Source organism: Shewanella sp. SG41-4, assembly GCF_014164505.1.
Lineage (GTDB): Bacteria > Pseudomonadota > Gammaproteobacteria > Enterobacterales > Shewanellaceae > Shewanella.
In genome coordinates this window covers 1-14,184 of record NZ_JACJFI010000096.1, presented here as the reverse complement: position 1 = coordinate 14,184, position 14,184 = coordinate 1, and the positions used below count along the sequence as shown (strand labels likewise).

The window sequence follows — 14,184 nt, the reverse complement described above, 5'->3', positions numbered from 1 at the left end:
TGCAAACCCTTATGTCAATGCGTTGGGCAGCGTTGAAACCGCATCAAGTCGTTTAAACCTAACCCAAGCATTTAATGCATTAGGGACGACGGTTGCTCCTTTCTTTGGTGCTGTGTTGATATTGTCTGTTGCATCTGGCGCAATAGATGGCTTAAGCCAAGCGCAATCAGAAGCTGAAGTGGTTAAGCTTCCATACCTTATCCTGGCTGCAATGTTAGGCTTACTTGCATTAATTTTTTCCAAACTCAATTTACCTACCATCGCTGAACACATTGATGATTCAGCTACCGGCGTGATAACGCATAATGGCAAAACAAGTGCCTTACAAAGCATGCATTTGGTGTTGGGTGCTGTGGGTATTTTTGTGTATGTTGGTGCTGAAGTGTCTATTGGTAGCTTTTTAGTTAACTTTTTAGGCGAAGAACAAGTTGCCGGTTTACAAGAAGCAGAAGCCGCTAAATATATTACCTACTATTGGGGCGGGGCGATGATCGGCCGTTTTGTCGGTTCTGCGATTATGCAAAAAATCCCAGCAGGTACCATGTTAGCGTTTAACGCTTTTGTCGCTGCAGCATTGGTGCTAGTGGCAATGAACAGCACCGGCGCAGTGGCCATGTGGTCAATCTTGGCAGTTGGATTGTTTAATTCGATTATGTTCCCAACTATCTTTAGCTTAGCACTACGAGATTTAGGCCCACATACCTCACAAGGTAGTGGCATATTATGTTTAGCCATAGTGGGCGGTGCAATTCTACCATTATTACAGGGTGTGATGGCTGATAGTATGGGCTTACAAGTGGCGTTTATTTTACCAGTGGTGTGTTACGCGTTTATTTTATTCTATGGTGCTAAAGGCTCAAGAATGTAATCTCGTTTTGATTACAGGTCATTAGGATTAATCATCAGCGGCTTTCGGGCCGCTTTTTAATGCATTGCATTAGTGAACATAACATCATGCAGTTGTGAATGGGGACAGGTTAGCTTTAGCGTATTAAGGTCGGTTGCTGCAACAATATATCAATCACAGAAAAACCTATAAACGTAGATTAAATGGTTTTTTTATGCTGCAGAAGTGAGGGGTAAAGGCTTATATGGCCTTGCTATCAACAGCGTTAATCCCTATGATCAGCACGTTTTTAAATTGATCGTTATATTAGATAGAGAGCCCCCATGTTGACTTATCCGTTGTCAGGCAGTTCATCAGAGTTAGTCTTAAATGTACTAACTATGGTGTTAACCCGAGGAAAAACATTAGATAGAGCTTATTCAGAGCATTTTTCTGGTTTAACGCTTAACCCATCAGAGCAAGCGCGGATCACGCAAGTCACCGGCGATATTTTACGTCGTTTAAACTTATATTGTTTTCTTGTTGATATTAAACCAGAAGAATTTGATCGTTTAGGGTCAAAACTACTCAACGGTTGGCATGTATTTCACGGCTTAGATTTACCTAAAATGCAGTATTCGTTGCAACTAGAGCAAGCCGCATTTGAGGCTAATCTAGAACAAGCCAAAACTGACCCTGTATTATGGGATGGTTGCCCTGAGTGGCTAAATGAGCTTGGTCAGGCACAGCTTGGTGATAAGTGGCCGGCTGAACGTGCGGCACTGGCAGAGCAACCAAAACGCTATTTACGCGTTAATGAACTGAAGTGTGACCGTGAAAAACTCATTTCCCGCCTGCAAAATGAAGGTGTGACAGCTGTACCTTTAGATGATGTAGCTACTGCTATTGAGGTTACGTCCGACTCTGCATTATTTCGTACCGATGCATTTAAAGATGGTTGGTTTGAACAACAAGATGCCGGTTCACAGTTAGTTGCCAATGCAGTGGATGCAAAGCCTGGTATGCGAGTTGTTGATGCTTGCGCGGGCGCCGGTGGGAAAACCTTACATATAGCAGCACAAATGCAAGGGAAGGGCCGTTTGCTAGCGATGGATGTTGAGCAATGGAAACTCGATAATCTTAAAACACGCGCTAAACGTGCAGGTGCTCATAATGTTGAAACACGGATTATTGCCAGTTCGAAAACCATTAAGCGTTTAAAATTAACAGCTGACCGCGTGCTACTAGATGTACCTTGTTCTGGACTTGGCGTGTTAAAACGTAATCCAGATTCAAAATGGCGAGATACACCAGAACGTTTGCCTGTGTTAGTTGAATTGCAAAAGCATATTTTGCAAAGTTACAGCCGCATGGTCAAAGTAGGCGGAATATTAATCTATGCCACTTGCTCAATCATGCCAGAAGAGAATCGTGATCAAATCGATGCATTTCTTGCTGACAATCCACAGTTTACGCTTATCGAAGATGAAAACATCTTGGTGTCAGAACGCGGCTTTGATGGTTTCTATATTGCAAAGATGGAACGTATTAGCGAATAAATATTCAAATAATACCAATTTATACCGTAATCAAATTAAGGCTAATAGCTTAAAAACAGTGCAATTTATTTGCACTGTTTTTTTTTATGGATAATTTTCACTCATAAAACGGTGTATTTTGAATTAATTTACGTTATGACATTGATTAAGTTCTCACAAATGCATAATCTTATTAATACATTAGAAATAACTTTTTTAAGCATTTGCCGTGATGATGGAGCGTTATGGATAAAGGTCCCAATATCAATAAATTCATAGAAGATACAGAACAACTTGATTTTCGTGAATCGAGTATCGAGCGATACAGTACAATACTCGATATGGTATTACAGGGCCTACCATTAGGCGAAATGCTTCATGCCTTAGTTTTATTGATTGAAGCACAAAAAATTGGTACTCGTGCGTCGGTGCTTTTATTGAGTGACGATGGCAAACGGTTATTGTCCGGTGTAGCTCCTAATCTTCCTGAAGAGTATAACAATGCAATTAATGGCGTCGAGATTGGCGCTAATGTTGGCTCTTGTGGCGCGGCTGCATTTACTTGCGAAAGAGTTATTGTTGAAGACATTGAGAATCATCCAAATTGGAAAGACTATAAAGCATTACCTTTAAAAGCCGGGCTAAAAGCGTGTTGGTCTGAACCGATAAAAGACAGCAATCAAAAAGTACTGGGCACTTTTGCCATGTACTATGACACGATTAAATCGCCGTCGGCGCAAGATTTACACTTGATACAAGAAGCAGCACGTCTAGCCAGTTTAGTCATTGAGCGAAGCCGTGGTATGCATATACAGCGGTTAAGCAGCAAAATTTTTAACAGCTTGCCTATTGCGTTAGTGATCATCAGTCAAGATAACTCGGTATTATCAGCCAATCCCATTTTTAAATCCCTAACGTCTACTTATTACCCCAATCTTAAATTATTTGATGTTCATCGCTTTTTGAGCCACTCCCAACAGAGTGTAGTAACAGAGTTATTTGAACATTTAAACCGAGGACACGGTTGGCAAGGGGAGTTAAAAGGGCTTAGAACAGATAATGACATCATTGATATAGCCCTCACCGTGACGGTTATTAGAGATAGTTTTACTCAACAAAATTGTTTTGCATGGTTGATTACCGATATTTCTGCACGTAAAAACGCAGAAAAAATGATTAACTTTCAATCCAACTACGATCAACTTACCGGATTATCGAACCGTAAATTCTTGTTTGAAAGTCTACAAGCAATGATAGATTCAGATGACAACGAAAATGGTAGCAAGCAAGAATTCAGTTTGATGCTGATGGACATCGATCATTTTAAACAAATTAACGACACCCTCGGACATGATAACGGTGATCTTGTATTGAAATATGTCGCACAGCGTTTACTGAGTGCCATTCCCGAAAATGTCCTTATTGCACGTATAGCAGCAGATGAATTTGTTTTAGTGTTACCGGGTAATATGTGCACCGAGTCTTTAATTAGTTTGTTTAATAACCTAAAAGATGAGTTAAAAAAGCTCTTTATTGTTGGTGGTCAAGATGTCATGTTATCCATGAGTACCGGCCTTGCTCGCTATCCACACGATGCTGATAATGTCGAGCAAATATTAAATTGTGCTACGCAAGCTATGTACAGTGCAAAATCTCGAGGTCGTAATTGTCTGCAGTTTTTTAATCAGCAGATCCAAAAAGATGCAGAAAGACATGCTGAATTGTACTTACACCTTAAGTCAGCATTGAGCCAAAATGAATTTGAATTGTACTACCAACCCATTGTTAATCCGTGTAGTGGCCAAATCATTAAAGCTGAAGTGTTATTGCGCTGGATACATAACGGTCAATTTATTTCGCCAGATGAGTTTATTCCTATTGCAGAAGAATCAGGTTTAATTGTTCAAATCGGAGAGTGGGTGAGAACAGAGGCTCTAACCAGTATTTTAGCATTGCAAAAAATTGGTCATGCCATTCCTTTTTCAATTAATGTGTCGACAATTGAATTTTGGACCACTGAGTTGCAAGAACGTTTTTTAACGTACTTTGATAATATTTCACAGACGTTAGGTGGTAGTGAGATCCCGTATCAATTGATCACTTTAGAAATCACCGAATCACTAATGATGAAACAACAATCATCGATTAGCCAATTATTAACAGAACTTCGGCACCGTGGTATGCAAATTTCTGTGGATGATTTTGGTACCGGTTATTCATCGTTATCTTATTTGGCTAACTTCCCTGTGGACCAAGTTAAAATTGATAAATCCTTTATCCAGAAAATTTCATTGGGTTCTCGACATGAAGCGTTGATAGAAGCGATTGTCAGTATGAGCCGGTCATTAGATCTGTCCATTGTAGCTGAAGGTGTTGAAACAGAAGTTGAATTAGACTTTATCAAAAAACAGAATATAGAAGCGGTGCAAGGGTATTATTATTATAAACCAATGCCTAAAAATGACTTCTTTGAATTATTGGCGAAACAGTCTCGTATCTTTTAATATTAGTTTTTGATAATAGTGTTTGATATTCGCGATTAATAAACATAAAAAATGCCGCATTAATAATGCGGCATTTTTAGTTTGATTAACCAAAGGCTAATTCAAATTAATTAAGTAGGCTTTTAGGGTCAGTGAATACTAGGTTTAACGCTTCAGCCACTTCTTTACAAACTACTTTACCGTGCATTACGTTTAAGCCATTTAATAAATGTTTGTCATTTAATAATGCTTGTTTGTAACCTTGATTAGCTAGCTTGATGATGTAAGGTAGTGTTGCATTGTTTAATGCAAACGTAGACGTACGGGCAACTGCACCAGGCATGTTAGCTACACAGTAATGTACAACATCGTCGACAATGTAAGTAGGATCTTGGTGAGTGGTAGCGTGAGAAGTTTCAACACAACCACCTTGGTCAATAGCAACGTCAACGATTGCACTGCCTGGTTTCATGCGCTTTACCATGTCACGAGTGATTAATTTTGGCGCTGCAGCACCTGGAACTAATACACCACCAATAACAAGATCGGCTTCTAACACGTGACGCTCAATAGCATCAGCAGTTGAGTAAATAGCTTTAACCGCTGAACCAAACTGAACGTTTAGACGACGTAATGCATCAATGCTGCGGTCTAAAACAACAACATCAGCACCCATACCAACAGCCATTTGTGCGGCGTTAGTGCCAACCATACCGCCACCAATGATAACGACTTTGGCAGGCTCAACACCTGGTACGCCACCAAGCAACATACCACGGCCACCTAATGATTTTTCAAGTGCGCGAGCACCAGCTTGAATTGACATACGGCCAGCCACTTCTGACATCGGTGCAAGTAATGGTAATCCGCCGCGGTCATCTGTTACGGTTTCGTAAGCAATACAAACAGCACCACTGGTGATTAATTCTTCAGTTTGCGGCAAATCTGGTGCAAGGTGCAAATAAGTGAATAAAATCTGGTCGTGACGTAACATTGCACGTTCAACTGCTTGTGGTTCTTTTACTTTTACAATCATGTCTGATTTAGCAAACACTTCAGCTGCAGTAGCAAAAATCGAGGCGCCCGCATCAATATAATCTTGATCGGTAAAACCTATGCCTATACCCGCGTCTGATTGAACAAAAACTTCGTGACCTTTTATGGTTAATTCACGTACGCTTGAAGGGACCATGCCTACACGGTATTCGTGGTTTTTGATTTCTGTTGGAACACCAATAATCATTATTTGAGCCTCGATTGACATAAAAAACCCCACTTCAAGTGGGTATAGTTGTTATTAATTGTGACCTGAACGTGCTTATTTCAGGTGACTCTAGTATAGTGCTGCTTTAGCAGATTATGTTGCTGAATTTTCATAATTAATAGATAAAAGTATTGTTTTATGGACAAAACAAGGTTGAATGTATGGCGAATAATAAAAGCTTTTCAGTGAAAGATTTAGACCGTATTGATCGTAATATCCTAAATGAGCTTCAACAAGATGGTCGCATTTCAAATGTTGAACTATCTAAACGAGTAGGCTTAAGTCCTACACCGTGTTTGGAAAGAGTTAAAAGGCTAGAAAAACAGGGGTTTATAAGTGGTTATACCGCGTTGGTTAATCCGCACTTTCTGGGTGCTTCCTTATTAGTCTTTGTTGAAATCACTCTAAATCGTGATACGCCAGACATTTTTGACCGCTTTAACCGTGCAGTACAATTGCTTGATGACATCCAAGAATGTCATTTGGTCTCTGGTGATTTTGACTATTTATTAAAGACTAGAGTGTCAGATATGTCTGCATATCGACGATTACTCGGTGAAACCTTGTTGAAGTTACCATCAATTTCAGATACTCGTACTTATGTAGTGATGGAAGAGGTTAAACAAACTAATAAGGTTGCATTATACAACCTAGGGTAACTCCGCTAGCGTAATCTGCTATACAGTTTTAATAGCCTGAATGATGAATAATAGATGACTATGGTTGTCTATGTTCATCTTTTTCTGTAATCAACCATTTATGTATATAAAATCATCAGCTTGTCTTCCATCATCAACGCTTTTATGTTTCTTGATTAATTCGACATAACAATCCATTGAGCTTGATTAATTCAGGGTGCATAATCACTGCAAATACAGTCGTATTCTGTTATCTTAACCCTTATTTTTCACTTTTTTATGGATGCTTTCGTTTGACTCAGGAAAATAGTCTTAAAACACTCAGTGGCCTTCAACGGTTGCTTGAAGGTGGCCTTATTTTGTGTTGCATGGTTGCAACCTATATTCTTTTGGCATTATCCAGTTTCAATCCAAGTGACCCTGGCTGGAGTCAATCGCATTTTCAAGGTGAAATACATAACTGGACAGGTGCTGTTGGTGCTTGGACGGCAGATGTGCTGTTTTATTTTTTTGGGTTCATCGCCTTTTTAATTCCCATGATTATAGCCACAACCGGTTGGTTTATTTTTAATCGTGCGCATCGGGTGTTCGAAATAGATTATTTTTCAGTTGGCCTCAGAATTATTGGTTTTATTCTGATGTTGTTGGCATTAGCAGCCCTGGTCAGTATGAATGCCGACAATATGTTTGTGTTTTCAGCTGGTGGTGTTGCAGGTGACGTCATTGGCCAGGCCATGTTGCCGTATTTTAATAAGCTAGGTACCACATTACTATTAATGTGTTTTATTGGTGCAGGCTTTACCTTAGCGACAGGGGTGAGTTGGTTAACCATTATTGAGTTAACCGGTTTAGGTTCTATCTGGTGCGTTAAGAAAATATGGTCACTACCTCGACTATTTAAACGTGAGCGTGAAACCGAAGATACTAAAGGTTTTATGTCATTAGTGGATAAATTCACCCAGAATCGTAAAGAAATCGATCTACAAAATGAGCTCTCACTGGATAAACCGAGCACGCCGTCAGTTGAAGTACCAATTCATACCAAATCAACAGTTGTGACGCCACCTATTGTAGAGAAAAAACGCAGCTTCTTTAGCCGAAAAACTAAACCTGTTGAAGATGTTACTGCATCAGACATTGATGACGATGAGCTTGAAATAGATGAGCGCCAAGAGCCATCGATGAAACACGATAATGACGACACACCTTTTGCTCCTTGGGTAGCGACTAAAGATGATGTCGATTTTGACATTGATGACGACAATGATGATGGTGTTAATGATAGCCCTGCAATCAATCATCTAGATATTGCTGATGAGCCATTTGAGGAAGCATTTAATAAGCCTCATTCAACCGGTGCATTAGTTGCACAGCAAAAACCGAAAAAAGATGTCCGAATTGTTGATGGTGTGGTGGTGATTGATGGTCAAACGCCACAACAAGCTCGCCAAAAAATGGACCCGCTACCGAGTATTACTTTACTTGATGTCCCTGATCGTAAGAAAAACCCAATAAGTGAAGCCGAATTGCAGCAAGTCGCGCGCTTGGTTGAAATAAAGTTGGCTGACTTTAACATTATTGCCAATGTCGTTGGGGTGTATCCTGGTCCGGTGATTACCCGTTTTGAACTTGAATTAGCCCCTGGGGTTAAAGCATCTAAAATCACCAATTTATCGAAAGATTTAGCCCGTTCATTACTGTCCGAAAACGTGCGTGTTGTTGAGGTTATCCCCGGTAAAGCTTATGTAGGTTTAGAATTACCGAACAAGTTCCGTGAAACTGTGTTTATGCGAGATGTACTTGATTCTGCAGCGTTCAAAGAAAGTAAATCGACATTATCTATGGTGTTAGGCCAAGACATTGCCGGCGACCCTGTTGTCGTTGATTTAGGTAAAATGCCGCATTTATTAGTTGCTGGTACAACGGGTTCTGGTAAATCGGTCGGTGTGAACGCCATGATCACCAGTTTGTTGTATAAATCGGGCCCAGATGATGTCCGATTTATTATGATTGACCCTAAAATGCTCGAATTGTCGGTGTATGAAGGTATTCCACATTTATTGTGTGAAGTGGTTACCGATATGAAAGAAGCGGCCAATGCACTGCGCTGGTGTGTAGGCGAAATGGAACGTCGATATAAATTAATGTCGGCATTAGGTGTGCGTAACCTTAAAGGCTACAACTTTAAAATTAAAGAAGCTGCTGCTAAAGGGGAGTATATTCCAGACCCATTGTGGAAGTCTTCAGAAAGCATGTTAGACGATGCGCCTCCCTTAGAAAAACTACCCTCTATTGTCGTGGTAGTTGATGAATTTGCTGACATGATAATGATTGTTGGTAAGAAAGTAGAAGAGCTTATTGCTCGTATCGCCCAAAAAGCACGTGCGGCTGGTATTCACTTAATATTAGCGACACAGCGTCCATCAGTTGATGTGATCACTGGCTTGATTAAAGCTAATATTCCAACCCGTATTGCGTTCCAAGTTTCATCGCGTATTGACTCTCGTACCATTCTTGATCAACAGGGTGCAGAAACGCTGCTAGGCATGGGTGATATGTTGTATTTGCCACCAGGAACGGGTTTACCCAACCGTGTTCATGGCGCGTTTATTGACGACCATGAAGTGCATAAAGTCGTAGCCGATTGGTGTGCTCGTGGTAAGCCACAATATATTGAAGAAATTCTTAATGGTGCTACAGATGGTGAACAAGTACTGTTACCTGGTGAAACCTCCGATAGCGAAGAAGAGTTGGATGCGTTATATGATGACGCGGTAGCATTTGTTACCGAAACTCGCCGCGGCTCCATTTCTAGCGTCCAACGTAAATTTAAAATTGGTTACAATCGCGCCGCCCGCATTATTGAAATGATGGAAAGCCAAGGTATTGTGACAGCCCAAGGCCACAATGGTAATCGTGAAGTGTTGGCTCCGCCACCACCGAGGAATTAATGATGAATAAACGTATTACAGTGTTAAGCCTATTATTAGCCACAAGTTTAAGCAGCGTTGCCGCAATGGCCGATGATGCAACCGAATTACGCGCTAAGCTATCTAATATAGACAGCTTGCATGCGACATTCGCCCAGCAAGTGACTGACATAAATAGTAAGCCTATTCAAACCGGAAGCGGGGTGTTTGCACTTGCGTATCCGAATCAATTTTACTGGCATTTAACTCAGCCAGACGAATCATTAATTGTGGCTGATGGCGCTAATTTGTGGATTTATAATCCTTTTGCGGAAGACGTCACCGTGATGGATGTTGCTCAAGCCGTTGATGCATCACCTATGGCCTTGTTAGTGCATCGAGACGAAGCGACATGGTCTAAGTATTCGGTCACTAAGCGTGCCGTAATCGGAAAATCAACCTGTTTTGATATTCAACCTAAAAAACTTAACAGCAATGTTGTTGCCGTGAGTGTGTGTTTTGAAGCTAGCCAGTTAGTTAAATTCAACTTAACTGACGAGCAAGGAAACCTCAGCCAATTTGCGTTAACCCAACAACGTAAAGTGAAAGACAACGAAGCAAACATATTTAAGTTTGCTGTGCCTGATAACGTTGATATAGACGATCAACGTTTAAAGCAAGCTAACTAAGACGTTTTATGGCTAATTTAGGTTTTGATTTTGCCCCAGACTTTCGCCCCTTGGCTGCTCGTATGCGCCCAAGGGACATTAGCGAATACATTGGTCAGGCACACTTATTAGGTGAAGGTAAACCTCTGCGGAAAGCGCTAGAGGCTAATCGAGCACATTCTATGTTGCTATGGGGCCCACCCGGTACGGGGAAAACCACATTAGCAGAGTTAATTGCCCATTATGCCAACGCCCATGTTGAACGTATTTCTGCGGTAACGTCAGGCGTAAAAGATATTCGCGCTGCAATAGAACAAGCCAAAGCTATTGCCCAAAGTCGTGGACAACGAACTTTATTATTTGTCGACGAAGTTCATCGTTTTAATAAAAGCCAGCAAGATGCATTTTTACCTTTTATTGAAGACGGCACCGTTATTTTCATTGGTGCCACCACCGAAAACCCCTCATTTGAAATCAATAACGCTTTATTATCGCGTGCGCGTGTCTATCTTATTAATCGCCTAAGCTCTGACGAAATTAACTTAATTGTGAATCAAGCATTAGCCGATGTTGAACGTGGTTTGGGCAAACGTCAGTTAACATTACCTGCCGATGTAGCCAAGCAATTGGCCGACATAAGTGATGGTGATGCACGTAAGGCGCTAAATTTGCTTGAGTTAATGAGCGATTTAGTGGCAGATGCTGGTGCGTTTACCACCGAGATGCTGACGCAAGTCGCTGGGCATCAAGCCGCAGGCTACGATAAAAATGGTGATCAATTTTACGATTTGATTTCGGCAGTACATAAATCGGTACGGGGCTCTGCGCCGGATGCCGCTTTATATTGGTATTGCCGCATTTTAGAAGGTGGCGGAGATGCCTTATATGTTGCCCGCCGTTTATTAGCTATTGCCTCAGAAGATATTGGTAATGCCGATCCAGTAGCCATGACCGTTGCGCTTAATGCATGGGATTGTTATCACCGTATTGGACCTGCTGAAGGTGAGCGAGCGATAGCACAAGCAGTGTTGTATTTAGCCAGTGCCCCTAAAAGTAATGCTGTTTATAGTGCATTTGGTGCCGCTCGCGAGTTAGCTAAACAAACGGGACATGAACCTGTGCCCAACCATCTGCGTAATGCGCCAACCAAACTGATGAAAGACATCGGTTTTGGTAAAGAATATCGTTATGCACATAATGAACCTGGTGCTTATGCTGCTGGAGAAAATTACTTTCCAGAATCACTGCAACACAGTCAATTTTATCAACCCACGAACAGAGGTTTTGAAAAACGCATTCAAGATAAATTGGCCCAATTAAGCCAACTTGATCAACAAAGCGAGGACAAACGCTATGACTAATGTGTTGTTGGTGGCATTAGGTGGGTCAATTGGTGCAGTTTTACGCTATCTTCTTTCAATTTTTATGATCCAGCTATTTGGAAGCAGTTTTCCTTTTGGTACACTGTTAGTCAATCTATTGGGATCGTTTTTAATGGGCGCAGTTTATGCGTTAGGGCAATTGAGTCATATTAGCCCTGAAATTAAAGCACTTATTGGCATTGGTCTATTGGGTGCATTAACGACGTTTTCGACTTTCTCGAATGAAACCTTACTGCTATTGCAAGAAGGCTTGTGGCATAAAGCTATTTTAAATGTGTTGTTGAATGTCACCTTATGTTTATTTATGGTGTATTTAGGTCAACAACTTATATTTTCTCGCGTTTAACTAAAAAGAACTCACACCATGCTAGATCCAAAATTTTTGCGTAATGAACTGGAAATCACTGCCGAGCGTTTAGCCACTCGTGGCTTTATTCTTGATGTCGAGAATTTGACCCAACTTGAAGAAAAGCGTAAATCGCTACAAGTTGCTACAGAAGACTTACAAGCATCGCGTAACGCGATCTCGAAGTCGATTGGTCAAGCTAAAGCGCGCGGTGAAGATACCAGTTCCATTATGGCGCAAGTGGGTGATTTAGGTGCGCAGCTAGATGCAAAGAAAGCTGAGCTTGCTGAGTTGTTGCAACAGATCAATAGCATTGCCATGAGCATGCCAAATTTGCCAGACGAATCTGCTCCTGTAGGCGCAGATGAAAACGACAATGTTGAAGTGCGTCGTTGGGGCACTCCAAAGGTATTCGACTTTGAAGTGAAAGATCATTTAGATTTAGGCGAAGCATTAGGCGGATTGGACTTTAAAAGTGCGGTTAAAATTACCGGTTCACGCTTTATTATCATGCGTGGCCAAATTGCCCGTTTAAATCGTGCCTTAGGTCAGTTTATGCTAGACCTTCACACCACTGAACACGGCTATACCGAAGCTTACGTACCGTTATTGGTTAACGAAGAAAGCTTATTAGGCACAGGCCAATTACCTAAGTTTGGCGAAGATTTATTCCACACTAAACCCGCTACTGAAGAAGGCCAAGGTTTATCACTTATCCCAACTGCTGAAGTGCCATTAACCAACTATGTGCGCGATATGATAGTGGACGAAAGTGAGCTGCCAATGAAAATGACGGCGTTAACGTCATGTTTCCGCAGTGAAGCGGGCTCTTATGGTCGTGATACCCGTGGTTTGATCCGTCAGCATCAATTCGACAAAGTTGAATTAGTGCAAATTGCTCATCCAGATCATTCAATGCAAGCATTGGAAGAAATTACCTCACACGCTGAAAAAGTATTACAGTTATTAAACTTACCGTACCGCACTATGGTGTTATGTACTGGTGATATGGGCTTTGGATCAAGTAAAACTTTTGATATCGAAGTGTGGTTACCGGCGCAAAATACTTACCGAGAAATTTCATCTTGTTCAAATATGAAAGATTTCCAAGCGCGTAGAATGCAAGCTAGATACCGTAGCAAAGTCGATAACAAACCAGCTTTATTGCACACCCTAAATGGTTCAGGTTTAGCGGTTGGCCGTACGTTAGTAGGAGTACTTGAGAATTATCAAAATCAAGATGGCACCATTACAGTACCTGAAGTATTACGTCAATACATGGGCGGTTTAAGTCTGATTGGTTAATGTTAAGCGCTATTTATAGTTGGCTAATTATAGTTAGCTAATATGATTGGCCAATTGATAGAGTCCTAGCCGCGGTCCATTTTGAGTGTGGCTAGGGTGTTAATCGTCAGTCTTGTACAGGATAGAGCTTTAGACCTTCGTCGTTCTAAAAGACCTGTATGTTGTGCGCGTTGAGTAACCTCGTAATCCGTAAATCGTGTTAACGGTGTTACCGTATCGCAACACATATTTTATTTTTACGTTGTATTGGAAATTGTGTCACTCAGTTTGAGTTGGTCACATATTTATAAGGGTTGGTACAACCAGTAATGGGTTCAAGTCGGCGTGATAATCGTAGGCTTATCTATTTATCAGTTATCTTCTTTTTTATTTTGTTGGTAATTGTTCAACTAGCTCAAGCAGCATTTATAGTGATAGAAAATATATTTCCAAAATAACCGCAGTCAAGGTTAGCAATTAAAAAAGCTCGCTTAAGTTATCTTAAGCGGGCTTTTTTGTCAGTACTAATCAACTATAAACATTTTGCCGGTTTGGGTAATCCCGCTATTTTTGTTGCTTGTTTCGCTGGGCCAATCGGAAACAAAGTATATAAGTATTTTGAGTTACCTTTATCTGCTCCTAATCGTTGGCCTATCGCTTTGACCAACACACGAATAGCTGGGCTGGTTTTGTACTCTAGATAAAAATCACGCACAAAACGGATAACTTCCCAGTGTTGCTCAGTTAACTGAATGTTCTCAGTGGCAGCAATCACAGCCGCCATAGGCTCTTGCCAGTCATTTACATTTTTTAAATAGCCCTGATGATCGGTTTCGATTTGTTGGC

11 protein-coding genes are annotated in these 14,184 nt (G+C 41.0%); 9 read left to right on the top strand and 2 right to left on the bottom strand.

Going from position 1 to position 14,184, the window contains the following annotated elements; translation table 11 throughout:
- The 3 genes from gluP to H5202_RS10875 form a co-directional block, all read left to right on the top strand.
- Positions 1-868 (top strand): glucose/galactose MFS transporter (gluP, locus tag H5202_RS10885; RefSeq protein WP_182772085.1); only part of this gene is annotated, 868 nt, incomplete at its 5' end.
- 302 nt (positions 869-1,170) lie between these two features.
- Positions 1,171-2,385: an RsmB/NOP family class I SAM-dependent RNA methyltransferase gene (locus H5202_RS10880; RefSeq protein WP_182772084.1), complete on the top strand. Its 1,215-nt coding sequence runs from the start codon at positions 1,171-1,173 to the stop codon at positions 2,383-2,385.
- Between the two features lie 224 nt (positions 2,386-2,609).
- Positions 2,610-4,868 carry a bifunctional diguanylate cyclase/phosphodiesterase gene (locus H5202_RS10875; RefSeq protein WP_182772083.1) on the top strand — a complete coding sequence of 753 codons (2,259 nt, stop codon included), beginning with the start codon at positions 2,610-2,612 and terminating at the stop codon, positions 4,866-4,868.
- 106 nt (positions 4,869-4,974) lie between these two features.
- Here the strand turns inward: H5202_RS10875 and ald are convergent, their stop codons facing one another.
- Positions 4,975-6,090 (bottom strand): alanine dehydrogenase, encoded by a 1,116-nt coding sequence (gene ald / locus H5202_RS10870; RefSeq protein ID WP_182772087.1) that lies wholly within the window; start codon positions 6,088-6,090, stop codon positions 4,975-4,977.
- 182 nt (positions 6,091-6,272) lie between these two features.
- Between ald and lrp the strand changes: the two genes are divergently transcribed.
- The 6 genes from lrp to serS all read left to right on the top strand — a co-directional run bounded on the left by lrp (position 6,273) and on the right by serS (position 13,359).
- The gene (lrp, locus tag H5202_RS10865) at positions 6,273-6,770 is read left to right on the top strand and encodes a leucine-responsive transcriptional regulator Lrp (protein ID WP_182772082.1); all 498 of its coding nucleotides are present in this window, start codon (positions 6,273-6,275) and stop codon (positions 6,768-6,770) included.
- Positions 6,771-7,042: 272 nt separating this feature from the next.
- Entirely contained in the window at positions 7,043-9,700 is a 2,658-nt protein-coding gene (locus H5202_RS10860) for a DNA translocase FtsK (RefSeq protein ID WP_182772081.1), read from the top strand.
- A 2-nt stretch (positions 9,701-9,702) separates the two neighbouring features.
- A complete protein-coding gene (gene lolA, locus H5202_RS10855; protein ID WP_182772080.1) occupies positions 9,703-10,347 on the top strand; it encodes an outer membrane lipoprotein chaperone LolA in 645 nt (214 codons plus the stop codon).
- Positions 10,348-10,355: 8 nt separating this feature from the next.
- On the top strand, positions 10,356-11,687 hold the full coding sequence (locus tag H5202_RS10850) for a replication-associated recombination protein A (RefSeq protein WP_182772079.1): 1,332 nt from the start codon (positions 10,356-10,358) through the stop codon (positions 11,685-11,687).
- The gene (gene crcB / locus H5202_RS10845; protein ID WP_182772078.1) at positions 11,680-12,054 is read left to right on the top strand and encodes a fluoride efflux transporter CrcB; all 375 of its coding nucleotides are present in this window, start codon (positions 11,680-11,682) and stop codon (positions 12,052-12,054) included. Before H5202_RS10850 ends, crcB begins: the two co-directional genes overlap by 8 nt.
- A gap of 18 nt (positions 12,055-12,072) precedes the next feature.
- Positions 12,073-13,359, top strand: coding sequence for a serine--tRNA ligase (serS, locus tag H5202_RS10840; protein WP_182772077.1), 1,287 nt, complete (start codon positions 12,073-12,075; stop codon positions 13,357-13,359).
- Between the two features lie 511 nt (positions 13,360-13,870).
- Here serS and H5202_RS10835 read toward each other — a convergent pair.
- Positions 13,871-14,176 (bottom strand): TusE/DsrC/DsvC family sulfur relay protein, encoded by a 306-nt coding sequence (locus tag H5202_RS10835; RefSeq protein ID WP_182772086.1) that lies wholly within the window; start codon positions 14,174-14,176, stop codon positions 13,871-13,873.
- Positions 14,177-14,184 lie beyond the last annotated feature (8 nt).

Coding starts and splice junctions, on each gene's coding strand:
- lrp (WP_182772082.1), top strand. CDS start 6,273: ATGGCGAATAATAAAAGCTTTTCAGTGAAAGATTTAGACCGTATTGAT.
- H5202_RS10880 (WP_182772084.1), top strand. CDS start 1,171: ATGTTGACTTATCCGTTGTCAGGCAGTTCATCAGAGTTAGTCTTAAAT.
- lolA (WP_182772080.1), top strand. CDS start 9,703: ATGAATAAACGTATTACAGTGTTAAGCCTATTATTAGCCACAAGTTTA.
- crcB (WP_182772078.1), top strand. CDS start 11,680: ATGACTAATGTGTTGTTGGTGGCATTAGGTGGGTCAATTGGTGCAGTT.
- H5202_RS10875 (WP_182772083.1), top strand. CDS start 2,610: ATGGATAAAGGTCCCAATATCAATAAATTCATAGAAGATACAGAACAA.
- ald (WP_182772087.1), bottom strand. CDS start 6,090: ATGATTATTGGTGTTCCAACAGAAATCAAAAACCACGAATACCGTGTA.
- serS (WP_182772077.1), top strand. CDS start 12,073: ATGCTAGATCCAAAATTTTTGCGTAATGAACTGGAAATCACTGCCGAG.
- H5202_RS10850 (WP_182772079.1), top strand. CDS start 10,356: ATGGCTAATTTAGGTTTTGATTTTGCCCCAGACTTTCGCCCCTTGGCT.